This window comes from Limnohabitans sp. B9-3 (assembly GCF_002778325.1).
GTDB lineage: Bacteria > Pseudomonadota > Gammaproteobacteria > Burkholderiales > Burkholderiaceae_C > Limnohabitans > Limnohabitans kasalickyi.
Map to the genome: position 1 here is coordinate 70,942 of NZ_NESI01000006.1, position 26,904 is coordinate 97,845.

A 26,904-nucleotide genomic window follows, 5' to 3' on the forward strand; every position below is an offset into this window, starting at 1 on the left:
CCATGACCACACCCACACTGCACGCCGATCCACTCACGCTGTACGGCGAAACATTTCAAAGCCGCTTGATGCTGGGCACCTCGCGCTACCCATCGCCTAGCGTGTTGCTGCAGGCCATTGAGCGCTCGCAACCGGCCATGCTGACCGCCTCGCTGCGCCGTCAAACCGGCAGCGGGGGTGAAGCCTCACAAAGTTTTTGGAACCTGCTGCGCGAAGCCAAAGTGCCCGTGTTGCCCAACACCGCCGGTTGCCACAGCATGCAAGAAGCCATCACCACCGCCGAGATGGCGCGTGAGGTGTTTGAGACCGACTGGATCAAACTCGAACTGATTGGCGACGACTACACCTTGCAACCCGACACACTGAACTTGCCCGAGGCGGCCAGCCGCCTGATCAAGGCTGGCTTCAAAGTGCTGCCCTACACCACCGACGATTTGGTGCTGTGCCAACGCTTGGTCGATGTGGGCTGCCAAGCCGTGATGCCTTGGGCCGCCCCCATCGGCACGGGCAAAGGCCCTATCAACCCGCACGCCTTGCGCACCCTGCGTGACCGCTTGGATGTGCCCATGATCGTGGACGCGGGCTTGGGGCTGCCCTCGCACGCCTGCCAAGTGCTGGAGTGGGGCTTTGATGCCGTGCTGCTCAACACCGCCGTGGCCTTGGCGCAAGACCCCGTCAGCATGGCCGGTGCCTTTGCCGATGCCGTCAACGCAGGACGCGCCGCCTACCGCTCGGGCGCCATGCAAGCGCAAGACAGCGCTCAGCCCAGCACGCCCGTTCTGGGCACTCCGTTTTGGCACCAAGCATGAGCTTGCACTTGAACACTGCACAAGACATTGCCCAAGCACTGGCCACCCAACACGCGGCCATGTTGGCGGGCGATGCCTCGTCCTACGCACAAGCCGTGCACACCTCCGATGCGACGCTCAGCACACAAAGCGCAGGCGTGCTGCAAGGCTGTCGCATGCTGGGATTTTTAGAGCATGACGCGCAGTGCGTGGCGCAAGCTTGGGGCCTTCAAACGAAACGCACAGGACAGTTCTCGGTCAACGACTGGCCTTGCACCCCGCAAGATTTCGGCATTGCGCCCAGTCCTCGTGCCAACGCATTCCCCACCTGCCCTCACGCGCTGGGCCTGTACGCCGTGCTACCCGACGCCCAATGGGTGGGCCGCATGGCGCGTGCCGGTGTGCCCACGGTGCAACTGCGCTTCAAGTCAGAAGACGCAACAGCCATTCGCCAAGAAGTTCGCGCCGCGGTGCAAGCCGTGCAAGGCACAGGCTCGCTATTGTTCATCAACGACCATTGGCGAATCGCCATTGATGAGGGCGCTTACGGCGTGCACCTCGGCCAAGAAGACATGGACGACGCCCCGATTGAAAAAATACGTGCTGCTGGCCTTCGGCTGGGTTTGAGCACCCACGGCTACGCCGAAATGATGCGTGCCGATGCGGTCAGCCCCAGCTACATCGCTTTGGGCGCGGTGTTTCCCACCACCCTCAAACGCATGCAAACCGCACCGCAAGGCACGGGCCGCTTGTATGCCTACGCCAAGCTCATGCAGCACAGCCCCTTGGTGGCCATTGGCGGCATCGATGAAGCGCGCATTCCTGTGGTGATGCAAAGCGGCGTGGGTTCCATCGCCGTGGTGCGCGCGATCACAGGAGCCGACCACCCAGAAGCCGCTGCACACACTTTGCAAGACTTGATGCGATGAATCCCTGCGCACAACACCACGCCCTCCACCACGTTCACAGCGCAACAGCCGTGGCGGTAGCCCTGCTTTTGAGCACGGGCTTGGGTTCTGGTTTGGCTAGTGCGCAGACGGCCTTGGACGAAGTCACGGTCACCGCACAACCGCCGTTGGGTGTTTCTGGGTTTGACGATGTCCCCGCCTATGCCTTGCCTCTGAGCGTCAGTACCTTTTCTCAAACCGACTTGCGCGACATCGGTGCGCAACGCGTCAGTGATGCGATGCTGCTCGACGCCTCTGTGAGCGAGAGCTACAACTTGCCCGCCTACTGGGACCAGCTCAGCGTGCGTGGGCTCACTCTGGACAACCGCTACAACTTCCGACGCGATGGCTTGCCGATCTCGGCACAAACCATCATCGGACTCGAAAACAAAGAACGCATCGAACTGCTCAAAGGCACCAGCGGCATACAAGCAGGCACCAGTGCGCCGGGTGGCTTGGTGAATTACGTGGTCAAGCGCCCCCCCATGCGTGACACCCAAAGCATTCGCAACGTGACGCTGAGTTACGGACCTGGCGACACCCGATCGGTAGCCCTTGACTTGGGCAACCGATTCGGCGAGCAAGCGCAATGGGGCTACCGCCTAAATGTGGCGCACACCGATTTGAACCCTGTCATCCGCGACACGCAAGGTCAGCGCGAACTGGTCGCCTTGGCCATGGACTGGCGCTTAGATGCAAAAAACCGGTTGGAATGGGAGTTTGAACAAAGTCATGTCGAACAAATTGGCGTGAACTTTTACAGCTTGCTGGATAACGGTCCGAACGCCACGCCCACCCTGCCAGCCCCTGTGGATGGCACACGCAACATCACGCGCCAACCCAACGCCCGCCCCGGTGTGTTTGATGGACTCACGGGCAGCCTGCGCTTCAAACACCAGCTGGAGAACAACTGGTTGTGGACCACGCAGTACGCAGTGCAACGGCTGCGTGCAGACGATCGTTTGATCTATGCCTCGGGCTGCAGCGCCACGGTGCAAGACCGTTTTTGTGCCAACGGCAATTTTCAGATTTACGACTACAACACAGAGAACGAGCGACGCAACAACGATGTGGTGCAGACCGCGTTGAATGGTCAAATCAGCTGGGGCGGCTTGGAACACGATGTCACCTTGAGTGTGATGCGCCAACGTTTGGTGGATGACATGCCACCCACCCAAACCAGCCCGCTGCTGGGCACAACCAACAGCATCAGCGGAGGTCTCACGCCCCCTGTCCAAGCCGCAGACAGAAGCGGCTTGATGAGCAACACCCGCGACGCCAGCACCGAATGGGCTTTGAAAGACCGCATCAAACTCAATGACCGCACATCGACCTGGCTGGGCGTTCGCTACACACAACTCAAACGCCAAACAGCGATGACCGATGGCTCATTGCCCACACAAGACCAACGCAACTTCATGACCCCTTGGTTGGCCGTGAGCCACCAGCTCGATGCAGGCCCCATGGTGTTTGCCAGTGCGGGGCAAGGCATTGAATCAGAGGTGTCGCCCAATGCACCGTGGACCAGTTACAGCAACGCGGGCCAAGCACTGCCCACGTTACGCAGCCATCAACACGAAGTGGGCATCAAGAGTTTTGCCTATCAAACCAACTGGCAAGCCACGTGGTTTGACATCACCCGTCCCGTGTCGGGTGACTCCGCAGGATGCAGCAACGGTGGCACTTGCGTGCGCCAAATGGATGGCCAAGCCCATCACCGAGGCCTAGAGCTCAATGGGCGCACGGTTCAGGGGAGCTGGACTTGGGGTGGTTCAACCACCTGGCTGCATGCGCGACGTGAAAACGCGACCAGTGACCCCACCCTCAATGGCGAACGCCCCATCAACGTGCCCAGGTACATCATGCGTGGCTTGGCCGAATACCGTTTTACCGGCATCGCCGGACTGCGTACTGGCTTGCGTGTATCGCGCGAAGGCGATCGCAACGCGATGGAGCATGGAGAAATCGTGTTGCCCGCATGGACCACGCTAGATTTGACTGCCCACTACGACACCCGCTCTGACCGACAGCCAACGACTTGGACATGGGCAATTCAGAACTTGACCAACAAGCACTACTGGCGTGAATCGCCGAAGGCGCATCATCAATATTTTTTAAATCCGGGAGCGCCCAGAACCCTTCGTGCCAGTGTTCAGTGGCACCTCTGAAAATGGCGTAAAAATGCTGACGTTGGTAATTTTTTCTGGATTTAAAAAAGTATGAACGACAAAAACGGAAAGTATTTAGGAAGTCTTCCAAAGTTCTCGCGGGCAGCCGTTGTTCGGGAGTTTGGTAAGCCACTGGAAATCAAAAACGTACCCATCCCTGACAAGGTGGAGCCACGCGCACTGATTGTCAAAACCACCGCATGTTCTATCTGTGGGACAGATGTGCACTTATCGCGTGGCAATCTTGCGCTCAAGGTGGATCTTCCAGTGATCCTCGGACACGAGATGGTTGGCAAAGTGGTGGCCATCGGCGAGGGCGCCGACCGTGACAGCGTGGGGCAACCCGTGCGCTTGGGCGATCGCATTCTTTGGACGCATACCTCTTGCGGCTCATGTTATTTCTGCACGGTCGCCCAGCAGCCCACGTTGTGCGACAACCGTCGTGCGTATATGTACGAGAGCAGTGACAAGTATCCGTATCTCTTGGGTGGATTTTCTGAATACGGGTATGTGCTTCCCGAGTCTGGTCGGGTACGTGTGCCCGACAACGTGGACGATGCCGTCGCCAGCCTGTGCAGCTGCGCCTTTCGTTCCGTGATGAATGCCTTCGACAATTTAGGCCCGATCGATCCGAGCGAACACGTGGCCATTCAGGGGGCAGGTCCGCTGGGGATCTTGGCTGCTGCAGTGGCGCGCGTTGCTGGTGCACGTAGCGTGACGGTGATTGGCGCACCTGCGAATCGACTGGCCCTGGCCAGTGAATTTGGTGCCACCCATACGCTCAACATTGAGTCCACAACGCATGAAGAACGCCTGCAGAAGATGAGAGAGATCACGGAGGGCCGAGGGCCAGATATGGTCTTGGAATTCACAGGCTTTCCAGGTGCTTTTAACGAAGGCCTTGATCTCGTGCGAAAAGGCGGTCGCTACCTCACCGTTGGACAACTTGGGACGGGCACCACCACTTTCAGTCCCTCCATGATTGTGAAAAAAAACATCCGGATCATTGGCTCTTTTTCTGGTGATGTGAAGTCCTATTGGAAAGCCCTGCAATTTGCATCCGCGCACATGGACCGCATCCCATTCCGAAAAATGATATCTGGCCAATACGCTTTAGAAGATGTCAACATCGCTTTGGACAAGATGCATCGTCTGGAAGAAATCAAACCATTGATCTTGATGGAGCCTTGAGGCCATGCGCGTCGAGGTCTAGACAGTGACACCCCAAAAATGCCTGGCATCGGCTTTTAAAAATGGTGATTTCTTTGCTATACTATCGATCTCTGTGAAGCGTTGAACGCTTTACATACCGAATATTCCTCGATAGCTCAGTCGGTAGAGCGCCGGACTGTTAATCCGTAGGTCCCTGGTTCGAGCCCAGGTCGAGGAGCCAAATAAAAGCCCTTGCATTCAATTGCAAGGGCTTTTTTCTTTTCTGGACAGTTTTCTATCTCCCAACGAGCCAGGGAGCGTCAGACTGCGCTACGAAACGTGTCTGGAGGTACTAAGGAATGCCACTAGCCTAAATCAGAGGACCAAGGTTCCGTTACAGTCTGAGTGGGTGCTGTTTTATTTCAGCAGGTTCATGCGAAGGTCGGGCCGCCTCGCGGATCTTTTTATGCACAACCTATGGTCAATATCCAAAGCCCTTTATCGGCAACCTTCGAGCGTTTCTTCAATTCGGAGAAATCCAGTGGAATTCTGATTCTGCTCTGCACCCTTGTTTCACTGGCCATTGCCAACTCGCCTTTCAGCGAACCCTATTTGCATTTCTGGCATCTCCAAATTCTTGGCCTTAGTGTTGAGCAATGGGTCAACGATGGCTTGATGGCTATTTTTTTCTTGTTCATCGGCCTTGAACTTGAGCGTGAGTTGTACAGCGGCGAACTGTCGGACTTCAGAAATGCCTTGTTACCCATTTTTGCCGCTGCAGGTGGCATTGCACTACCAGCGCTCATTCACTTCGGCTTGAATATGGGCATGCCAACTCAGGTTGGCATGGGTATCCCAATGGCTACAGACATTGCATTTGCACTGGGTGTTCTGGCGTTGCTAGGAGGCCGCGTTCCTGTCTCGCTGAAAATTTTTCTAACAGCTTTAGCGGTCATGGATGATCTGGGCGCGATCATTGTTATTGCCGTGTTTTACACCAAAAGCTTATCAACCGCGCATTTAATGGCTGCCATTGGGGTCTTTTTCTTAATGGTTTTAATGAACCGCACACTGCGAATCATCGCCCTGCTGCCCTACTTAATTGGTGGAGCAATCATGTGGTACATGATGTTGAAATCAGGCGTGCATGCAACGATCGCCGGTGTGATGCTTGCATTTGCAATTCCATACTCAATCAAGCAGGAGGATAGAGAGTCGCCCTCTCACAAGCTTGAGCATCTTCTCCACAAGCCAATAGCCTTTTTTGTATTGCCGATCTTTGCCTTAGCAAATACTGGAATCGTCATCGGCTCAAGTTGGGCGGAAGATCTAAGTAGTGCAAACAGCATAGGGATCGTGTCTGGTTTGGTCATTGGCAAACCTTTGGGAATCACACTGCTTGTCTTCATAGCTGTATTGCTCGGGATCTGCCGGCTTCCATTCGGCATGAATTGGAAGCATGTATTTGGCGCAGGACTGCTGGGTGGCATAGGCTTCACGATGTCAATTTTTATCACCAATCTGGCCTTCACTGGTGAGGCTGAATTGATCAATGCATCAAAGATTGCCATATTGCTGGCATCTGTGACAGCGGGCAGCATTGGATTTTTGTGGCTTACGCTGTTTGGGGGTAACGCCAATTTGTCATCTAAGCAACGCGACCCAGCGCCCTAGATAACGTTGATGGGCTGGAATAACCAGTTCGCGTTGCAATTTGCTTCAGCCCGATACCGGTGTCAACCAATTGCCGCGCAATAGCTAAGCTCAAGTTTTCTAAATACTTTCCTGGTCATCGTGCAGCTTGCGCGTCCTGACGTTGAATGCTAAACTTCATTAGCATTAATGATGAAAAGCCTAATATGACTAGCCTAATTGACGAGTTGCAAGGCGTTCGCACGCAGTTGGGCATGACTCAAGCGGACTTAGCCCACGCGGCCGGCGTGAACCGAATGACGGTATCCCGAATCGAGGCGGGTTACGACCCGCGCTTGTCCACGTTGAATGAGCTCATCAGAGCTTTGGGCATGGATGTCTTGTTGGTCCCCAAGGAACTCAAACAAGAAGTCAAAGGCTTCATCCAATCAGGCGGACGTGTCATTGGTCAAGCGCCTGGGATTGACGCGCCCAAATCTGTCGTGGAATTGTTGGCTGAGCCTTTGCGCAAATGAGCACCCAAATCAAATACCTGAGGCTTTACCTCCACAAGCCGGATGGTGCCAAAAGGGCCATCGGGTATCTGTCTGCGTACGGAGACATCTTGCGGGTGTCTTTTGATGACGACTACATCCAAGACGCACAGCGCCCCGCCTTGTCGCTCAACTACCGAGGCGCCACAGAGCCAGACACCCGAGCAATCTTGAGCGCGCCACGCGACCGACGCTTGACCAGCAACGACGGACGCTGGCCCGCTTACTTTCAAAACTTGTTGCCCGAAGGCCACAACCGCGACCGCTTGGCCAAAGAGCGCGGGTGCGACAAAGACGATGAGTTCGAATTGTTGGCGGCAGCAGGCCATGACCTGATGGGGGCGATTGAAGTTGAGCCTGTACCTCGCGACGAGAGCATTCCCCAGAGCGTTCACCATTGGCACGTTGCCATGGGTTTGGATGTTTTGGAGCCTGGCTTTGTTGAGTTTCCGGTGGAAGACGCGGCTGCCCTGCCGGGTGTAGTGACCAAGTTCTCGGCCATCCAGGAGGGGCGGCGCTATGTCGTCAAGCGGCATGGTCGTGCAGGCAGCTACATCCTGAAGTTGCCCAGCACTCGCCACCCTGACTTGGCTGAGATTGAAGCCATGGGTTTTGCGCTGTGTAACAGCTTGGGCCTCGATTGCGCACACGCCCAACTCATCTCGCGAGAGCAGGTTCAATTGCCAGAGCACATCCAGTTTGAGCACTTGCTGGCGGTCAAACGTTTTGACCGCACCGATGATGGCCGGCGCGTGCACATGGAAGAGTTTGCACAGGTGCTCGGCTACACACCCAAGCAAAAATACGGCACCGACATGTTGCGAGACTACGGCCAGATGTTGCGCGTGTTGGACCAGTTTTCCAGCCACCCGGCTCCCGACACAAAGGAGTTTTTGCTGCGCTTTGTGGCTTACATCTTGATGGGCAACACGGATGCGCACCTGAAGAACTGGGCGCTCATTTATCCGGACGGCACAACGCCTCGGCTTGCACCGGTCTACGACCCGGTCAGCGTGTCGAGCTTTTTTGCGGGCGCCTCACCGCAGGACTATGCGCTCAACCGGGCGATTGACGCCAAGCTGAGTGGCCTGTCTTGGGCGGATGTTGAAGGACTCATGAAAGTAGGTGGTTTGCGGCGAACCAGCAATTTGCTACGGCAATGCAAGGCTTTGGTTGCGCAAGCCAAGGCCGACTGGCCCGCCATACTCAAAGATGCACCACCCGCTATGGCGGCAGAAGTGGTGGCGCGTTTGGGCGGGAAGGTGGTGGTGTGTGGTTAAAGAAGATCAGTTGGAGAGGCACAAACCCTGGCAATCAGGAGGCCAAGCACCTGTCAATGGCTTCAATTAGGCACGACAAAAACTGGGGTTATTCCTATAGAGCGTCGAGTTCCAAACAGCGATAGTCAGTCGGTTCTTGACTCAAAAGTACCCTCATGAAACTCAATTCCATCAGCCTTCTGGCTCTTGGTGTCATTGGCGCCACAACAGCTTTGGCGCAACCCGCAGAAACCATCCTGACACAGGGCAAGATCATCAGCGCCAACGAAAAAGAGACTATTTTTCAGGCCTTGGCCATTCGAGATGGAAAGATTGTGGCCCTAGGCAAGTCCACTGAGATGAAATCTTGGCAAGGCCCGAACACGCAAGTCATCGATTTGAAAGGTAAGACTGTCATTCCAGGGCTGATTGACTCTCACATGCATGCCATTCGTGCAGCCCTCAGTTACAGCACAGAGGTGCATTGGTTTGGCCTCACTTCTATCGATGCGGCGCTGGGCAAGCTCAAACAAGCTGCAGCGCTAGCTAAACCGGGCGAATGGCTTGTCGTGGCAGGAGGTTGGACCGAAGAGCAATTCAAAGAGGGACGCCGCCCCACGCAGGAAGAACTGATTCAAGCGGCACCCAACAATCCGGTTTATGTGCAATGGATGTATGAATGGGTCATGCTGACGCCTGCTGCCTACAAAGTTTTGAACATCCAATCAGAATCTGATTTACCTGGTGGCGGCAAGTTTCAACTTGATGCAAATGGCAAACCCACGGGAGCAATTGTGGGCGGCATCGTGCCCTTGTTTGACAAATTGCCAAAGCCCACTTTTGATGACAAAGTCACGGGCACACAAAAATTCTTTGGCGAACTCAACCGCGTGGGCGTCACGGGTGTGATCGATCCGGGCGGTTTCAACATGGCGCCATCCGAATATGCCCCACTCTTCAATGTGTGGCGCAATAACAAGCTAACTGTCCGGGTGAATTACAGCTACTTTGCACAAAAGCCGAACAAAGAATTTGATGAGTTCAAGGAGTTGACACAACTTTTGCCCATGAAATTTGGCGATGACATGTTGCGCTTCAACGGCATTGGCGAACGCGTGACTTTCAGTATGTACAACAACGACAAAGCCACACCCGCAGACCAAGCCAAGTTATACGAAGTGGCACGGTGGGCCGCTCAAAATGGCTACACGATCACCCAGCATTGGCATGAAAATGCTTCAGTAGCGTCCTTGTTAGACGTATTTGAAAAGGTGAATCAAGAATTCCCCATTGCAAAACTTCGCTGGTCTATTGCTCATTTAAACAACGGGACCGAGGCCACCTTCAACCGCATGAAGGCCTTGGGTATTGGCTGGGCCATGCAAGACGCCATGTATTTAGATGGTGACAAAGCACTCCATCGCCATGGCGAAAAGAACCTCGAGCGCATGCCGCCCATCAACACGGCACTCAAAGTGGGCATCCAAGTTGGTGCTGGCACGGATGCGCATCGCGTTGCCGACTACAACCCTTTCATTGCACTGCGGTGGATGCTAGATGGGAAATCGGCATCTGGCCGAAAGCTCAGGGGCAATGAAGAAATTCCGACCCGCATGCAAGCTTTGAAAATGTACACATCAGGAAGTGCTTGGTTGGCACATGATGAAGCCAAGCGCGGCACGCTGGAGGTAGGCAAGCTGGCCGATTTGGCGGTGTTGAGCGAGGACTACCTCACCGTACCGATTGAGAAAATGGCCAATATTCATTCAACACTCACCATGGTGGGTGGAAAAATTGTTCACCAAGAAGTCGGCAAATAACACTCAAATTTACCGAGTTGAATTTTTTGCGCGCCCTACTTTCACGCTGAAAAATAATTGAGAGAGGAAGAAGCTGTGCAAGTCAAAACCTTTGTTTCGGTCTTGGCGTTTGTTACTGCTTCGGCACAAGCCGTTGAATGGCAACTCATCTCCACCAGTTCGGATTTGGAAAAGAAAACCTATTGGTATGTTGACCCAGCTAGCATCGCCATTCAATCGAATGTCGTGCAAGCTCGGCTTCGTACCGTTTGGTCCACCATGCAGTTCGGGCCCGACCGCATTGGTTATCAGTCCACCACTTACCTGAATTATGTGGATTGCAAGCATCGCACCATTGCGTTTACAGGCAACACCTATTTCCAAGATGTGGCATCAACAAGTGAGCCAGTTCACCGGGAAGTCGAACTACCACTGAGTGAGCTGAAATTTATTCCTGTCCGACCCGGTTCATCTGGTGAAGTACGGGTGAATTACCTGTGCCGTTCGCGCAGCGAATCGTCAAACAGTTTGACTTAAGCCTACTGCTCATCCAATCAAAATCCTGCTGCTTACAGTGCTTTGGAAACGCAGTATTTGGGTCATGTAGGGTCAGGTCATTACTTACAAATACTCAATGACAGTTGCGTCCCAAGGCGCGCGGGCTTGGAGGGTGTCCTCACTCGCTAAGATATGGCCAAATTCATCAAATGTGAGACTATTCATTGATCTTCCCAACCGATCTTGCCTCGTTCCTTGAGTTGTTGCGACTGCACGGTGATGAGGCCTACGGACTGATTTTTGCGTTCGCTTCTTCGCACAGCTTGCTGCTGACGCTTTTTGCTGGCTATGCCTCCAGTTCAGGCGCGCTGGATCTTGGCACCCTCATTGGCGTCGTCTGGGCAGGCAGTTTTCTGGGGGATGCGTTCCGGTTTTGGATCGGACGTCGTTTCGGCAACCAATGGCTGTCACCCTTTCCACGGCTTCACCGCACCAGCGAGATCGTGGTGCGGTTGGTCGATCGCTACTACGTTTGGCTGATTCTGTTTCATCGCTATCCGCACGGCATTCGCGGCGTCGCAGGTTTTGCCTACGGCATGTCTCAGCTATCTTGGCCGACCTTCATGGCGTTCAATTTCGTCGCTGCTGGACTTTGGTCAGGTGCCATCATTTCGGCTGGTCATGCGTTTGGCCAAGTTTCGGAAAAGCTGATGAGCGATGCTTTCTCGGGCCTTGGCATGGTCATGCTGCTTGTTTTCCTCGTGCTGTCGTGGGTTCTGAGCAAAAAACTAGAACGCGTTGCCGAGCAAAGTTAGGCTAATCACTGAGGGCTCTGCGCTCTAACAGCACCAGGTTGTTCTACCAACAAATCCGCCACCACTTTCAAAAATTCTTCGTAGCGAATAGGCTTGGCGATGTAGGCGTCGCAGCCAGCTGCCCGTATTTTTTCTTGGTCCCCGCGCATGGCAAAAGCGGTCAACGCCAAGATCTTGATAGGCTGTGTTGCAGCGTCGGCCTTCAGTAAGCGCGTGGCTGCCAGACCGTCCATTCCCGGCAATTGCACGTCCATCAAGATCAAAGCGGGCAAGCGCTGGCGGGCGATACGAATACCTTCCTCGGCGTCGGACGCTTGGAGCACGTCGTAGCCTTCTTTTTCGAGCAGGAACACTGCAAGCTTCATGTTCGAAGGGTTGTCCTCAATGACCAAAATGGACCCCATATCAGCCGCCTTTGCCCCGCATCGCCCGCTTGACCTCATCGATGAATAGGCCGTGCTTGAACTCCGATTTTTGGATCACCTTGAGCACGGCGCCCTTGAGGATGGCGCGGTCTTCGGCGGTAATTTGCTTGGCTGTGACGATCACGATAGGAATGCTGGCCGTGCTCACATCGCCCTTCAAAGCCTCAACGACCTCGAAACCACTGACCTCCGGCATCATCAAGTCCAACACAATCAAATTCGGGCGCTGCTGACGGGCCACATCAATGCCTTCTTGTCCGCCAAAAGCTGACAGCACCCGGTAGCCGGCTGGGGTGAGGTAGGCGCCAATCAACTGCACCGCCTTGGGGTCGTCGTCCACCACCAGCACGGTACGCTGGTGCTTTTCGGTGTCGGGCTCCACAGGAAAGCCAATGGCGGCAAGCGCCCGGGAAAATTCTTCGCGACTGACTGGCTTTTGCAGCACTTGGCTCGCGCCCAAAGACAGACCTCGGCCTTTGTCGGCCACGATAGAGACGATGACCACCGGCACGCCGGCAAAGCGCTCTTGGCTCTTGAAGCGTTCTAAAAACTCCCAGCCATCCATGCCAGGCAAGTGAATGTCCAACGTGAGCAGATCAGGAATCTCCAGCGCTGCCAGCTCCAGTGCGGCTTCGGCAGCGGCCGTGCGCACGACGCGAAAGCCGGTGCCTTCGAGTTGAAGGCGCAGCAGCGCAGCAGCGCTGTCATCGTCCTCCACCACCAGTGCAAGAGGTTGCTCACTGCCCGCCGAACGGACGGTTGCGTCTGTGCCGGTCACAGCAGCAGGCGTTGGCAACGCCACGGGATTCTCCACAGCGATCGGCGCGTCTGCTTGCTTACGCCAAGGCAACCAAACCGTGAAGGTCGAGCCTTTGCCCAATTCGCTGTGCAGACCGACGGCGCCGCCATGCAACTCTGCCAAGCGCTTGACCATCACCAGGCCCAAGCCTGTGCCTGCGTATCGGCGCGCCAGGGTGCTGTCTATTTGGATAAAGGGCTGGAACAAGCGCGCTTGGTCGGCCACCGCAATGCCGATGCCGGTATCGCGCACGCTCAATTCGAGGTAATGTTCAAAGCGTGCGTTGGGGACGGCTTCGCCCCCAACCTGTCGCGCCTTGATATGCACTTCTCCACCATCTGGCGTGAACTTCACAGCATTCGACAAGAGGTTGTAAAGGATTTGCTTGGCCTTGCGCTCGTCCAGCCAGATGTCGCCCGGCCCGTCCAAACCCGACGCCAGTGGGTTGGTGATCTCGCTGAGCTCGGTCAGCAGGCGAATGCGGTGGGCAATCGCCTTTTCTCGCACCACCTGCAGACTGGACTGCATGAGCGCATCCAACTGAAGGGGCTCAAGTTCGAGGGTCATCTTGCCGGCCTCGACTTTGGAGAGGTCAAGGATGTCGTTGATCAGCGACAACAGATGGGTGCCGCTGGTGAAGATGTCGGTGACGAATTCTTTTTGCTGGGGTGCCAGTTCACCCAACAGGCCGTCGCGCATCACCTCGGAAAATCCGATGATGGCGTTCAGCGGTGTGCGTAACTCGTGCGACATGTTCGCCAAAAACTCCGACTTCATGCTGCTGGTTTCTTCGAGTTGGCGGTTCTTGATCACGATCTCTTCGCTGCTGGCACGCAGCCGTTGCGCCAACAGCTTGAGGTCGTTGTACTGGCGCAAGTTGTCCAAGGCGACACCCAAGGTCACAGCCAGTCGCTCCAAAAACACCCGATCGCCCTCGACCAACACATGACTGGCCGCCACCACCAACACCGCAAGACGCCGCTCTTGGTAGCCGACCGGCACCATCAAAACTTGAGCCGGGGCGAAGTCACCCAAACCGGTTTGCAGCGACAGATCGGCGCAGTCCAAAAGCGTTGATTGATCGTCGCTGGCCGCTTGGCCGAGCATGCCCTCGCCCAGGGCGAACGCGCGCGTAGCCGCGCCTGAAAGCCCGTGTGATGCCTCGCACTGATAGCGACCACTCCATTCGTCAAAGCCATAAATGGCCGACACAGGTAACGCGTGCTGGCTGGCCAGCAGCTTCAGCAAACCATCCAAAATTTTGCTGCGGTCAAAGCCGGACGCAAACAAAGCCAAGGCCCGTGCATGGGTCTCGTCAAAGCGCGCCGTGGCCAGCATGTGTTGTTCGCTGCGCTTGAACGCTGTCACGTCCACTTGGACGGCCAGCGCACTGACGGTGTGACCTGCCAAGTCGCGAATGGGCATGGCGTGGCTGGCAATGGTCTTGCGTGTGCCGTCAAAGCAGCGGATGTCCATCAACTCGTCGCGCACAGTTTCACCCGTCTTGATGGCGCGATGTAAGGCCCATTCTTCAGGCGCCAGTCGTTGACCGGTCTCCGGCCAGTACGCGACGTAATCGCCATACAGCACCCCCTCCCCGCGTTGCACGCCACCCCACAGGGCGCGGGCGGCGGCGTTGATCTGCGTGACTTCGCCCACAGCATCGGTCACAAAGACACCCACTGGCAGAAGATTGATGATTTGCTTGAGCAAGTCGCTTTCGTGCATCAGCGCGTCCGCCTCTTGGCGTGTTTGCATCTCACGCCGGATACGCCACCACAACACGGCCAAGCCGATGAGGGCCAGCACGACCACCAAAGCCCCTACAGCCTGCGCTTGACGAGCATTGCTTTGGGCCTGGGCGATGCGTTGCAACAAGAGGGCGCGCTCCTCTTGCTCAAACAGGGTCGACTGCTTCTGCAAGGCCTCCCTGCTGAGCAGTGGAACAGCGGTCTTTAAGCGCTCGCGCGCTGCGACAAAACCCTCGCTGCGGTAGATGGCGACATTTTTGTCCAGGATCAACAGGCGATCTTCGACCAATTGGGTCAGCGTTTTGATGCGCGATTGTTGGTCAGCACTGTCATCCGTCAGCGCCACGATGTCGCTCAAGGTCGCACGGATGCTTTCCAAAGCTTGTTGGTTGTCCGCCAGATAGACCGTTTCACCTGTGATGATGTAGGCGCGTTGGCGGCTCTCCAAGTCGTAGAGTTCCAGCATGGTGCGGTGCAGCGCGTCCAGCACTTTGTACGATTGCGTAACCCAGCGTGCGGTCTCGTCGTAACCTTGCAGACTGCGGAACATCTGCGCGCCAGACAGCAGCAACAGCAGCAAGGCGATGGCAAAGCCACCCGCCACCCGGTAGCCAATGCTGAGCTTTTTCATGCCGTGCCGCCCTCCAGCGCATCGGATTGGATTGGATTAGACATTGGCATGGCTTTCGTAAATTTCGGCAAAGCGCTCGGCCTGCGTGGAGAAACAAGCCAACACCTTCGGGTCAAAATGACCAGGATGGGTGCGCCCGTCTCCCTGCTGAATGATGGCCACCGCTCGCGCATGGTCCAAGGGCGGCTTGTAAGGCCGCCTGCTGCGCAACGCGTCATAGACATCGCAGATTTGCATGACGCGTGCAGCCCAAGGAATGTCCTCGCCTTTGCGACCCGATGGATAGCCGCTGCCGTCCCAGCGCTCATGGTGGTTGAGCGCAATCTCAGCGCCCATGCGGGTGTAAGGAGACGTGCCGCTGGAGAGAATGCTGGCACCCAGCGCGCAGTGGGTTTTCATGATGGCCCACTCCTCGGGTGTGAGGCTGCCGGGCTTGAGCAACACATGGTCAGGGATGCCGATCTTGCCAATGTCGTGCATGGGGCTGGCATCGCAGATGGTGTCTTGCAACTCAATCGGTACGTGCATGGCGGCAGTCAATGCCCTGCAGTAGTGGCTGATGCGCCGCACATGTTGGCCGGACTCCGCATCTTTGCGTTCGGCGGCTCGCACAAGGGTGAACATGGTGTCGCGGTAGGCTTCTTTGAGTTGCGCTGTTCGCTCTGAAACCTGCTCTTCCAAAATCTGGTTGTGATCGGTGAGGAAGTCGCTGTATTCCTTGAGCCGCAGCAGGTTACGTACCCGCACGCGGAGTTCAGAGCTTTGCACCGGCTTGGACAAAAACTCTTCCGCGCCCGCTTGCAAGGCCCGCAGTTTGGATTCGCGGTCATCCAGGGCGGTGACCATGATCACAGGCACGGGCTGTGTACGCGGGTCGGCTTTGAGGCGCGCCACCGTCTCAAACCCATCCATGTCCGGCATCATGATGTCGAGCAGAATCAGATCCGGTTTGTTCGCGACCGCAGACACCAAAGCTTCCTTGCCGTTGCTCGCGGAAATCGTGGCGTGCCCGTCGGCATGCAGCAGCGTCTCGAGTAGTTTGACGTTACGTACTTCGTCATCAACGACCAACACGAGCGCCGAATGGGGCAGATGGCTGGTATTCATGTCATGGAAGTTCTTTGTGGATGGATCGTGTCTGCATGGGATGGCTGGGATCCGAGACTATTTGAAAATCCATTTGCCATCTGTGCGCTTGCGCACTCACTTGAATCACGTTTCACTTAGACTTGGGCGCTCATCAATTCAAGATTGCCTATGAAATTCAAAATGGCTGAAAAGTCGCTCTTTGCCGCCTTGTTGCGTTCTCCGTGGTGGGTCAGTTTTTTAGTGATGCTGGCCGTCGCCTTGGTCGCTGGCGCCTTATTGCCCGATCCCTACAAAGTAGTGGGCATGGTGAGTGGATTCCCGTTTTTGGTGATTGGCGTGATTGCGGCATGGCAACAACGCAACGCGTTGTCCCCTGAACGCCTCCAAGCTTTGACTGAGCAAGCGCGCAACTTGGGATGGACGGACTTTTCCAGCTTGATTGAAAAAGGTTTCAGCCGGCAAGGGTTTGTAGTGCAACGTCTTCAAAACAGTGCTGCAGATTTCCGGCTAGAAAAAAATGGGCGTATCACCTGGGTCAGCGCCAAACGCTGGAAAGCAGCCACTGTCGGCGCAGAGCATGTGCGAGATTTACTTCAGACGCTCGAACAGCATGAAGCCGGGTCGTGCACACTCCTCAGCCTGGGTCAACTCAGCCAGGCTGCCATCACCTTGGCGAGCCAAAACCATGTAGATTTAATGGGTCCCAAACCTATTGCCCAGCTCGTGCACGATGGATTGAGCCCTCAAAAAAATTAGGGCTCCGTTTACTCATCAGCCTCGGTTTCTAAGCAAAGAAATCGACCCATTCGCTTGCATCAAAAAACAGCATGCTCGCCCCTGTCTGGCGCGGCTTGGCCACTGACCCACTTCTCATACGCCTCAAATAAAGTGTGCGTACCGTGTGAAGGGGTGAGATCGGCGTCATAACGATGCGTCGAAGGATTCCACACCAGCATGGACTCTGTCGCGTAATAACGACCGATTCGAGCGAACTCTGCCTTATCCGCTGCGGCAGGAATGAGTTTGCCAACCCAACTCAGCGTCCCGATGATGAGGTCCATGAAACCGACGGGCACGCTTTTGAAACGTGGTGCCTTGCCCAGCAGCTGAAACAGGTACTCACCTTGCTGGCGCGGGGTGATGGCAGGACCAGGACCGCCAATGGGCAAGATTTGGTTATGGCGGCTCGGCTCAGAGATGCAGCGCGCGATGAAATCACCCAGATCATCGTCACTGATCGGCTTGCAGGCTGTGAGCTGGCCGTCACCAAAAATCAAAAAGGGTTTGCCTTTTTTGACTCTTTCCAGTTGCCCCGACAAAGACTTGAAAAAGGCGGTCGGTCGCACGATGGTGTAGGTCAATCCTGAGTCGATCAATGCTTTTTCAAAAGCAAGTTTGGCATGCTGAAATGCCAACAACGGTTTTTGAACACAGATCGCCGAAAGCAACACAAAGTGCTTAACCCCAGCAGCTTGCGCCGCTTCGAGTGCGAAAACATGCGCTTGGTGATCCACGCGCCAAGCATCTCGTGGGGTACCCGTTCTTGAAGCCATGCATGAAATGACCGCATCAAAACGATCGTTGGCAAAACCATCTCGCGCAAGAGAGGTTGCATCGGTGGGGTCACCGTGACGGATCGTGACGCCCTCTAAACCAGATAACTTGAGGTTTTTTGAAAGCTCTGCCTTTGCACCTGGGCGAGGACGAACCAAACACACCACGTCATGCCCTAGTCGCACAAGGGCTCGCGCCGTTGCCATTCCGATGGTGCCCGTGGCACCTAGTAAGAGAACTCGCTGGGATGGGGCAACTGTCCACTGAGAAGGCAACTCTGTCGCGGTCATGGCCTTGGCTCTTTCATCGTTCAGTCAAAAAACCTTATCCAGCAAACTGTAGGGCGGCCAAACTGGCATACAAACCACCGCGTGCAATGAGCTCGGCATGCGTGCCCTGCTCCACCATGCGCCCTTTGTCCAGTACCCAAATGCAATCTGCACGTTGTACCGTGGCCAAGCGGTGCGCGATCACCAGCGTGGTTCGTCCCAGCATGGCGGTTTCAAGCGCCGCTTGCACCATGCGTTCGCTGTTGGCATCTAAGGCGCTGGTGGCCTCGTCAAGCAACAGGAGTGGAGGGTTTTTCAAGATGGCCCTAGCAATGGCAATGCGTTGGCGCTGCCCGCCTGACAAACGCACACCACGGTCCCCTAAATAGGTGTCGTAGCCCTGTGGTAAGTCGGCAATGAATTCTTGCGCAAATGCAGCGTTGGCTGCGGCCATGACCTCGGCCAGCGTTGCATCGGGCTTGCCATATCGGATGTTCTCCAACACGGTGCCCGAAAACACCACGGCCTCTTGCGGCACCACGCCAATGCGCTGACGCAAGGCATGCAAATCCATTTTTTCAATCGGTACACCGTCTAACAAGACGTCGCCTTGCTGGGGCGCGTAAAAACGCATCAGCAAAGAAAACAAAGTCGTCTTACCCGCACCACTTGGACCCACAATCGCCACCGTTTGGCCCGCACGAACTTCGCCAGTCAGTCCATTCAAGGCCTGCTGGGTGGGCCGGGAGGGATAATTGAAATCAACACCACGCAACACCAAGCTCGAGCCATTCGCAGGCCACGGCGCTTGTTGGGGGTGCTGAGGCGAGCTCACATCTGAGCGGGTGTGCAGCAACTCCATCAAACGCTCGGTGGCGCCAGCGGCACGCAGCACATCGCCATACACCTCACCCAAAACAGCAAAAGCACTGGCTAACAAAATGACATACACGATGGTTTGACCCAACTCACCCGCGGTGGTGTTGCCGGCACGCACCGACAACGTGCCCAAATACAAGCCCCATAAAAGCGCAGCACTCGAGGCCATGATGATGAAGCCCACGAGCAGAGAGCGCGCACGCGTGCGGCGCAACGCAGTGCCCAACGCTTGCCCCGTGGAGGCCGTGAAGCGGTCGGCTTCTCGTTTTTCTGCGGTGTAGCTTTGCACCACCGAAATGGCGTTGAGCACCTCAGACGCGATTGCGCTGGAGTCGGCTACCCGGTCTTGGCTGGCCCGCGACAAGCGACGAACCCGACGCCCCAAATACACACTCGGAAAGACGACCACCACCAAAACGCCGATCACTTGCAACATCAGCATCGGATTGCTCCACACCAACATGCCAATAGCGCCCAAGCCCATCACCAAATTACGAAGGCCCATGGACAAAGAAGATCCCACCACGGTTTGAACCAACGTGGTGTCGCTGGTCAGCCGCGACAGCACCTCACCGGATTGCGTGGTTTCGAAAAATGTGGGGCTTTGTTCGAGCACATGGGCATAGACCTTGTTTTTAACGTCTGCCGTGATTTTTTCACCCAGCCAACTGACCGTGTAAAAACGACCCGCCGAAAACAAAGCCAATGCCGCAGCCACCAAAAACAATTCAAAAAACTTTTCGGCCAAGGCATCGGAACTTGACCCGGCCACCAAGCCTTGGTCAATCAAGAGTTTCAGGGCCAATGGAAAGGCCAATGTGGTTCCCGCAGCGAGCAATAAAAACAAACCCGCCAACACGACCTGCGTGCGGTAAGGACGAATGAAAGGGCGTAAACCTGATAAAGATTTGGGAGAGGATGTCATAGGTCCAGTTTATCTCTGCATGACCTGAGAAAACTGGCGACGGATTGAAACAACCAATGGGACGTAATCAGGTTTTGGCCATGCCAAAAAGGTGTGCCAAATCTTTGAAAAAGATACGCACGTGCGCCATGGGTTTTTTCCTCACCAACACTTTGTTCATGTAAGACTCAAACGTGAGTTGCTGCACGTCTTTGTCTTCGCAAATGGTGACAAATTTTTCTCGGCGCTTGTCGTTTTGGTACCAGAAATATTGCATGATGCCCAGCACCCAAAACACCGTGCCATGCTGTTTCATGAATGTTTTGCGTGCTTTTTTAAGACAAGACACATTGCCAGTCTTCAAGGCCTCTTCGACCGCCTCCGCAGCCATTCGACCGCATGCCATGGCGTAGTAAATGCCTTCGCCAGAAGCTGGAGCCACGACGCCTGCGGCATCCCCAGCCAAGACCACATCTTTGCCGTTGTCCCAATGAGGCAGGGGCTTCATCGGAATGGGGGCACCTTCGCGACGAAGCGTTTCGGCGTTGTGCAAGCCTGCAGTTTCTCGCAGTCTTGCCACAGCCCCTCGCAAGGAAAAACCTTTGTCAGCACTACCCGTGCCAATGCTCATGGTGTCGCCGTGTGGAAATACCCATCCATAAAAATCTGGCGACAAGGCACCGCGGTAATACACATCACATCGGTCCGCGTCGTAACCCGCTTGCTGGGTCGGGGCGCGCACAATTTCGTGATACGCGAACACGTACTTGGTACGCTCAGCGCCTTTGACAGTTTGGCGCGCCACCTCGGACTTGGCGCCGTCTGCACCAATGACGAATCGCGCCCGAATACTCTTGGTTTCAGGGGTGAATGAATAAGCTGCAGACAAAGACGGCGATTGCAAAGAAATGTGAATGCGTGCAATGCCATCGTCATCACGGGTGAGTTTTTCGAATGAGCCTCTCAACCGTTCGGCGCCATGCGAGCGAGCGCGTTCACGCAACCATTCATCAAACTCATTGCGGTTGACCATGCCCACAAAACCGTTCTCAATCGGGATGTCGACTTTGTTATCTCCGGGTGAAATCATGCGAGCGCATCGGGCTTTGGCCACCAACAAATGGTCCGGAATTTCAAAGTCTTTGATCAATCGTGGCGGAATCGCACCGCCACATGGTTTGGTGCGACCTTGGCGGTCTAACAACAACACATGCCAACCGCGGCTTGCGAGATCATCGGCCGCAGTGGCGCCAGAAGGCCCGCCACCGATCACGACAACATCAAATGTTTCAGTACTCATGGCTCAAGTCCTTTCTGTGGCCAACACCAAATTGGTGTGCCGTTGCTCGACAGTTTTAAGGTCATACCGACCCACCCAAACGGCGCACGCTGCAGCCATGACAAACATGACTGTTTCAAAACCAAACACACAGGCATAGGCAGTGCCTTGCTCGCCCAAAACATAGTGCGCCAAGTCACTGGCGGCTGTGCCAAGCAAGCCGCCCAGACCAAAGGCAATGGCTTGAGAGGCTCCCCACAAGCCCATGCGCGTTCCTGCATGCTGCTCGCCACCCTGGGTAGCGAGGCGCATCATGGTGGCAATGGCCGCAATGGAAAAACTGCCATTGGCAACGCCAAGTAAAAATACATTGGCTTTCAGTGGCCAGGGCGGACCATAGGCAGCCGCCAAGCACAAGCCCAACATCCCCAGGCCCGAGACCAAGCAACCGCCCACCATCCAACTTTGAATAGACCCTAGGCGTCCCGCCACTCGTCCACTTCCAGCCAAGGCGACAGCTAACATGCCGCATAAAACCGCGGAGTGGTGCAAGCCCGACAACTGGGTGGTCTCACCCGGCGTGAGTCCAAACAAAGCGCCAGCAAAAGGCTCCAAGATCAAGTCCTGCGAGCTGTAGGCCAGCATGGAGAGGAAAACAAATACGGTGAAGGCCTTGGCCTGTGGTTCTGACCAAACCGTCTGTAACGTTTTCTTGAAATCGAGTTTCTGCGCAGGCTGCACCTCATTGAACGACTGGGCGCTTGACGCCTCCGCCACCGTCACCCGCCCTTCTAAATTCCAAAGGCAAACGAAGGAGATGAACACCACCAACACGCTGAGGCCGCCACTGATCTCCAGCAAACGCTGCGGTGTGTAGGGATCGAGCAACTTACCCACCGTGATCGCGGTGACGGCAAATCCAACAATCATCATCATCCACACGGCAGTCGCCGCGGGTGCGCGACGCGTGTCGGCGACACGCTTAGACATCAACACCAACAGCGAAGTGCCGCATGCACTGACCCCGAACCCAATCAACATGAATGCAAAAACCGCCAAGGCAATGCCTTGGCTCAGTTCCTGAGCCATCCAAACCGTGGCAAGGCTTGCCAAGAAGCCACCGAGCGCCAGAACAGAGATGCCGCCTAACATCCAAGGAGTACAGCGCCTGCCTTGATCTGCGCCAAAACCCATGCGGGGGCGCACCATTTGCACCAGGTAATGAAAGCCGACCAAAAAGCCTGGCAGCAAAGCAGGAAGCGCCAACTCCACCACCATGATGCGGTTGAGCGTTGATGTGGTCACCACCACCACCGCGCCCATACAAGCCTGAATCAGACCTAAGCGTGCGATGTGCAACCAACCGAAAAAAGGTAACGCGTTCATAAAGCTGCCTCCTCAAGCGCCCTCAAGGCCCAAGCACTCACCATCATGCCGCTGACAAACAAGGGCACGCCAAAAGCACTGACACTCAGCGCCTTTTCAACGGGACTTCGCACAAAGCGGATCATCAATGGCAGTTGGCAAAGACTCAACACCAGCACAGCCAAAGCAGACAGGGGTGAACCCCACACCCACAACAAGATGGCCACAGCCCACTGCGCCACCAACATGAAGGTACATGCACTGCACGCTGCATGGGTCACGCCCAATTGAACGGGCAATGAGCGCACACCCATCTGCGCATCACCCTCCACGGCTTTGAAGTCGTTCAAAGTCATGATGCCGTGGGCTCCCAAGCTGTAAAGCAAGGCGAACACGATCGTCTTTTCAGCGGGCATCTCACCCCCCAACATCACGGCCGCTCCAGTGACCCAGGCCAAGCCTTCATAACTCAACCCACAAGCCGCATTGCCCCACCAGCCATTGTTTTTCAAGCGGATCGGCGGCATGCTGTAAGCCCATGACAACAACAAACCCAAACAGGTCGCCGCAAAACCCCAGGTCCCGAGCGGCCAAGCCCAAAGCAAGGACAACAGGGTCCACAACACAGCGATATAAAACCCCCAACGGCCTGGCATGCGTCCCGACGGTATGGGTCGGTTGGGCTCATTGATGGCATCGACATGCCGGTCAAACCAATCGTTCACGGCTTGACTGCTGGCACAGACCCAGGGACCGGCTAACAAAATTCCCCAAATGATCAAAAACCAGTTGTCTGCAAGCGGCTTACCTGAGGACACCACACCACACGCAAATGCCCACATCGGTGGAAACCAGGTGATGGGCTTGAGAAGCTCTGCGACAGTCGAAAGTTGAGGGCGGTCCATGTGCTAATTTTGTCAGGACCACCAAAAGTGTCAACTAGGGTTTACACCTTTGAATGTCATATTAAACCTTCAAAAACATTTGCTGGATCGCATGGCGCGTTGTGTCGATGTGCGCACTTTCAGCGTTGTGAAGTTCTCGCAAAGGTCCATTCAACATTTTTTTCATCAACCCCAAGGAGAGCGACTCCAGCACGGCTTGCAAGTCGTCACCTCTCTCAATTTGTTTTCGCGCTTTACCCAATTCCGTCTGCCTCCAAGCATCGGCTTGTAAATTCAATTCACGAATCAAAGGCACATGCCGTCGGTGTTCAAGCCAAGTCATGAATTTTTGAACCCCTTCGTCAATGATGACTTCTGCATCCAAGACGGCAGCTTGGCGATGAGACTGACCACTGTGAATGATGTCTTTGAGGTCATCCACGGTGTACAAATAAACATCGTTCAACTTTTTTACTTCTGGCTCAATGTCGCGAGGCACCGCAAGGTCGACCATAAAAATAGGCCGATTTTTCCTGGCACGAAGTGCGCTTTGAACAGCCCCCAAACCAATCAAGGGCAAGGTGCTGGCTGTACAGCTGATGACCACATCGAATTCGTGCAGCTTTTTAGGCAGGTCTGCCAATGCAATGCATCGTCCGCCATGCAGCGATGCCAAAGCCTCTGCACGTTGCGCCGACCGGTTGGCAATGGTGATAGAACGTGGGGACTTGGACGCGAAATGGGCCACGCACAGTTCAATCATTTCCCCCGCACCGACAAACAAAATATTGGTGTCTTTGATGTTCTCAAAAATACCACTGGCCAAACGCACACACGCAGCCGCCATGCTGATGGAATGGGCACCAATTTCAGTGCTGGTCCGCACTTCTTTGGCGACCGCAAAAGAGCGTTGAAAGAGTTGGTTCAGCGTGGTGCCCATCGACCCAGTGTCTGTGGCCAACTTCACCGCATCTTTGAGTTGTCCCAGAATTTGAGACTCGCCCAGCACCATCGAGTCCAGTCCGCTGGCCACCCGAAAGGCATGGCGCGCAGACGCATCGCCTTCGAGTCGATAGGTGTGAGAGGCCAGCACATCGATTTGTGTTTTTCCTGCCTCTGCGAGCCAAGCCAGCGTTTGAGGCAAGTGCGTTTCATCGCCCGCGCAGTAAATTTCGGTCCTGTTACAGGTCGACAGAATCGTGACCTCTTTGTGCGTCTCAAATTTTTGACGCAAACCCTGCAACGATTGTTCTAACTTTTCTGAGGCAAAAGCAAAGCGCTCACGCAAATCAATGGGGGCAGTGCGATGGTTCAGGCCCAAGGTCCAGACAGCCATTCAAACGACCCTTCTTAGGATGGGGGATGCCTCGGCCGCAGGCCAACGCGCCTCGATGCGCTGTTGTATCCCGCTTGCAGTGAGCCCGTATTGCTGCATCAGCACACCAGGGTCGCCATGCTCAGTGAACACATCTTCAAACCCCATGACCAGCACTTGGCGAGAAATTTCCATGTCTTGCAAAGCCTCGATCACCGCTGAACCCGCGCCACCCATGCGCGTGCCGTCCTCCAGCGTGACCAGCCGCTCATGCGTCAAGGCTATTTTGCGCAGCATTTGTAAATCAAGGGGCTTTGCCCAGCGCATGTTGACCACGGTGGCATTCAACGCTTGCGCCACTTTGAGACCCTCATAGAGCAGAGGACCAAAGCACAGAATGGCAAGACCCTCCCCCTCTCGCACGACCTCCGCTTGCCCGAAAGGCAGCGGCGATAAGTCCTCTTGGACAGGCGTTCCCACACCTGCGCCGCGAGGATAGCGAACGGTGACCGAATGGTCTTGCGCATAAGCCGTGCTGAGAAGCTGGCGGCACTCGTTTTCGTCCGCTGGACAAGCCACGCTCATGTTGGGAATACAACGGACAAACGCAATGTCAAACATCCCTGCATGCGTGGGCCCATCGGCGCCCACCAACCCAGCCCGGTCCAATGCAAAAACAACGGGTAAGTTTTGCAAGGCCACATCGTGAATCAGTTGGTCATAGGCGCGTTGTAAAAATGTGGAGTAGATGGCCACCACGGGCTTCATCCCCTCGCATGCCAGACCGGCTGCAAAGGTCACGGCATGTTGCTCAGCGATGCCGACATCGTGGTAACGATGGGGAAACCGTTGGCTGAACGCCACCATGCCAGAACCCTCTCGCATGGCGGGCGTGATGGCCACCAATCGCGGGTCTTTGGCCGCCATGTCACACAGCCATTGGCCGAAGACCTGGGTGAATGTGGTTTTTGAATTGACCGCACCCACCACCCCGACGGAGGGATTGAATTTTCCGGGGCCGTGGTACGTGACCGGATCCATTTCGGCCTTTGCATACCCCTTACCCTTGCGCGTGACCACATGTAAAAACTGTGGTCCTTTGGCTTTGGAAATTTTCTCCAGCGCATCCACCAACCCATTCACGTCATGGCCATCGATGGGTCCCACGTAGGTAAAGCCGAGCTTTTCAAAAATGGTGTTCGAATGCACCAGCGTCTGTGTTTGTTGCTCAATGTGTCTGGCCAAAGCAAACAGGGGTGGCGGTGCATTGCGCAACATCTGCCCACCTAATTTTTTCGCCTCAGCATAGAAACGACCCGACATCAATTCAGCCAAATATTGGTTCAAAGCACCGACGGGTGGGCTGATCGACATGTCGTTGTCATTCAAAATCACCAACACATCGGTGTTGCTGGCGCCAGCGTTGTTCAAGGCCTCGTAGGCCATGCCCGCAGTGAGCGCCCCATCACCAATGATGGCGACGGCCTTGCGCTGACTGCCTGTGAGTTGTGCGGCGACGGCCATGCCCAAAGCCGCAGAAATACTGGTTGATGAATGTGCCGTACCAAATGCGTCGTAGATACTCTCCTCACGACGTGGAAAGCCGCTCAAGCCGCCTTGTTGTCGGATGCTGCCCATCTGCGCATTACGACCGGTCAAGATTTTGTGCGCGTATGTTTGATGACCGACATCCCAAATGAGTCGATCTTCAGGCGTGTTGAACACATAGTGGAGCGCGATGGTTAATTCAATGGTCCCCAAGTTGGAGCTGAAGTGGCCACCTGTTTGCGACACAGTCTCGATCAAACGTTCACGCAACTCAGCAGCGAGTCCAGGCAAACTCTCACGTGAATGCTGCCTCAGGTGCGAAGGCGATTGAATCCGTTCCAGTAATGCGTCCATGATTAACTTGGTGCGAGGGTTGACGATGCCTTAATTTAACGGGATTACAAAAAACGTCAAGTTAAATTGACACTTTTTATAATTTTTAAGTTGACATTCTGGAAAAATTAGCGTTTTCCCTAGTTTTTAAATGAAAATTAGCCGAGAACCACGACCATAAAGACACGGAGTGTAAATTTAGCTTGACAGTTAAAGAGCGTCTTTGGATGATGTGCTTTAGAGAACTTCGTGGATGAAAAGAAATCA

At 55.3% G+C, this 26,904-nt stretch carries 21 protein-coding genes and 1 tRNA gene; 12 read left to right on the forward strand and 10 right to left on the reverse strand.

Features of this window, described 5'->3' with window-relative positions:
- Nucleotides 1-2: 2 nt before the first annotated feature.
- The 11 genes from B9Z42_RS10570 to B9Z42_RS10620 all read left to right on the forward strand — a co-directional run bounded on the left by B9Z42_RS10570 (nt 3) and on the right by B9Z42_RS10620 (nt 11,612).
- Nucleotides 3-809, forward strand: a complete 807-nt coding sequence (locus tag B9Z42_RS10570) for a thiazole synthase (RefSeq protein WP_100133353.1) — start codon at nt 3-5, stop codon at nt 807-809.
- Entirely contained in the window at nt 806-1,717 is a 912-nt protein-coding gene (gene thiE / locus B9Z42_RS10575) for a thiamine phosphate synthase (protein WP_100133354.1), read from the forward strand. The genes B9Z42_RS10570 and thiE overlap by 4 nt, the downstream gene beginning before the upstream one ends.
- Entirely contained in the window at nt 1,714-3,903 is a 2,190-nt protein-coding gene (locus tag B9Z42_RS10580; RefSeq protein ID WP_100133355.1) for a TonB-dependent siderophore receptor, read from the forward strand. Before thiE ends, B9Z42_RS10580 begins: the two co-directional genes overlap by 4 nt.
- 51 nt (nt 3,904-3,954) lie before the next feature.
- The gene (locus B9Z42_RS10585; protein WP_100133356.1) at nt 3,955-5,094 is read left to right on the forward strand and encodes a zinc-binding dehydrogenase; all 1,140 of its coding nucleotides are present in this window, start codon (nt 3,955-3,957) and stop codon (nt 5,092-5,094) included.
- A 126-nt stretch (nt 5,095-5,220) separates the two neighbouring features.
- Nucleotides 5,221-5,296: transfer RNA gene (locus tag B9Z42_RS10590), tRNA-Asn, on the forward strand.
- Between the two features lie 236 nt (nt 5,297-5,532).
- Nucleotides 5,533-6,729, forward strand: coding sequence for a Na+/H+ antiporter NhaA (gene nhaA, locus B9Z42_RS10595; RefSeq protein ID WP_100133357.1), 1,197 nt, complete (start codon nt 5,533-5,535; stop codon nt 6,727-6,729).
- Between the two features lie 185 nt (nt 6,730-6,914).
- The gene (locus B9Z42_RS10600; protein ID WP_100133358.1) at nt 6,915-7,223 is read left to right on the forward strand and encodes a helix-turn-helix transcriptional regulator; all 309 of its coding nucleotides are present in this window, start codon (nt 6,915-6,917) and stop codon (nt 7,221-7,223) included.
- Nucleotides 7,220-8,521, forward strand: coding sequence for a type II toxin-antitoxin system HipA family toxin (locus B9Z42_RS10605; protein ID WP_100133359.1), 1,302 nt, complete (start codon nt 7,220-7,222; stop codon nt 8,519-8,521). Before B9Z42_RS10600 ends, B9Z42_RS10605 begins: the two co-directional genes overlap by 4 nt.
- A gap of 155 nt (nt 8,522-8,676) precedes the next feature.
- A complete protein-coding gene (locus B9Z42_RS10610) occupies nt 8,677-10,320 on the forward strand; it encodes an amidohydrolase (protein WP_100133360.1) in 1,644 nt (547 codons plus the stop codon).
- A gap of 75 nt (nt 10,321-10,395) precedes the next feature.
- A complete protein-coding gene (locus tag B9Z42_RS10615) occupies nt 10,396-10,836 on the forward strand; it encodes a surface-adhesin E family protein (protein ID WP_143474078.1) in 441 nt (146 codons plus the stop codon).
- A gap of 185 nt (nt 10,837-11,021) precedes the next feature.
- Nucleotides 11,022-11,612 carry a DedA family protein gene (locus B9Z42_RS10620; RefSeq protein ID WP_100133362.1) on the forward strand — a complete coding sequence of 197 codons (591 nt, stop codon included), beginning with the start codon at nt 11,022-11,024 and terminating at the stop codon, nt 11,610-11,612.
- A 5-nt stretch (nt 11,613-11,617) separates the two neighbouring features.
- Here B9Z42_RS10620 and B9Z42_RS10625 read toward each other — a convergent pair whose 3' ends face one another.
- The 3 genes from B9Z42_RS10625 to B9Z42_RS10635 are packed head-to-tail and all read right to left on the reverse strand — an operon-like array spanning nt 11,618 to nt 16,325.
- Nucleotides 11,618-12,016, reverse strand: a complete 399-nt coding sequence (locus B9Z42_RS10625; protein WP_100133363.1) for a response regulator — start codon at nt 12,014-12,016, stop codon at nt 11,618-11,620.
- Between the two features lies 1 nt (nt 12,017).
- Nucleotides 12,018-15,218 (reverse strand): response regulator, encoded by a 3,201-nt coding sequence (locus tag B9Z42_RS10630; RefSeq protein ID WP_100133364.1) that lies wholly within the window; start codon nt 15,216-15,218, stop codon nt 12,018-12,020.
- A gap of 36 nt (nt 15,219-15,254) precedes the next feature.
- On the reverse strand, nt 15,255-16,325 hold the full coding sequence (locus tag B9Z42_RS10635) for a two-component system response regulator (protein ID WP_100133365.1): 1,071 nt from the start codon (nt 16,323-16,325) through the stop codon (nt 15,255-15,257).
- A gap of 150 nt (nt 16,326-16,475) precedes the next feature.
- Here B9Z42_RS10635 and B9Z42_RS10640 point away from each other — a divergent pair, with 150 nt between their 5' ends.
- Nucleotides 16,476-17,063 carry a restriction endonuclease gene (locus tag B9Z42_RS10640; RefSeq protein ID WP_100133366.1) on the forward strand — a complete coding sequence of 196 codons (588 nt, stop codon included), beginning with the start codon at nt 16,476-16,478 and terminating at the stop codon, nt 17,061-17,063.
- Between the two features lie 59 nt (nt 17,064-17,122).
- Here the strand turns inward: B9Z42_RS10640 and B9Z42_RS10645 are convergent, their stop codons facing one another.
- From B9Z42_RS10645 to dxs, 7 genes are all read right to left on the reverse strand, one after another.
- Complete coding sequence (locus B9Z42_RS10645; RefSeq protein ID WP_100133367.1) at nt 17,123-18,151, reverse strand: NAD(P)H-binding protein; 1,029 nt, start codon at nt 18,149-18,151, stop codon at nt 17,123-17,125.
- A 34-nt stretch (nt 18,152-18,185) separates the two neighbouring features.
- Nucleotides 18,186-19,934 (reverse strand): ABC transporter transmembrane domain-containing protein, encoded by a 1,749-nt coding sequence (locus B9Z42_RS10650; RefSeq protein WP_100133368.1) that lies wholly within the window; start codon nt 19,932-19,934, stop codon nt 18,186-18,188.
- Between the two features lie 67 nt (nt 19,935-20,001).
- Nucleotides 20,002-21,213 carry a geranylgeranyl diphosphate reductase gene (locus tag B9Z42_RS10655; RefSeq protein ID WP_100133369.1) on the reverse strand — a complete coding sequence of 404 codons (1,212 nt, stop codon included), beginning with the start codon at nt 21,211-21,213 and terminating at the stop codon, nt 20,002-20,004.
- 3 nt (nt 21,214-21,216) lie between these two features.
- A complete protein-coding gene (locus B9Z42_RS10660; RefSeq protein ID WP_100133370.1) occupies nt 21,217-22,578 on the reverse strand; it encodes a BCD family MFS transporter in 1,362 nt (453 codons plus the stop codon).
- A complete protein-coding gene (gene chlG / locus B9Z42_RS10665) occupies nt 22,575-23,462 on the reverse strand; it encodes a chlorophyll synthase ChlG (protein WP_100133371.1) in 888 nt (295 codons plus the stop codon). The genes B9Z42_RS10660 and chlG overlap by 4 nt, the downstream gene beginning before the upstream one ends.
- A gap of 61 nt (nt 23,463-23,523) precedes the next feature.
- Nucleotides 23,524-24,777 carry a glutamyl-tRNA reductase gene (hemA, locus tag B9Z42_RS10670; protein ID WP_100133372.1) on the reverse strand — a complete coding sequence of 418 codons (1,254 nt, stop codon included), beginning with the start codon at nt 24,775-24,777 and terminating at the stop codon, nt 23,524-23,526.
- The gene (dxs, locus tag B9Z42_RS10675; protein ID WP_100133373.1) at nt 24,778-26,658 is read right to left on the reverse strand and encodes a 1-deoxy-D-xylulose-5-phosphate synthase; all 1,881 of its coding nucleotides are present in this window, start codon (nt 26,656-26,658) and stop codon (nt 24,778-24,780) included. It lies immediately after the preceding gene.
- Nucleotides 26,659-26,904 lie beyond the last annotated feature (246 nt).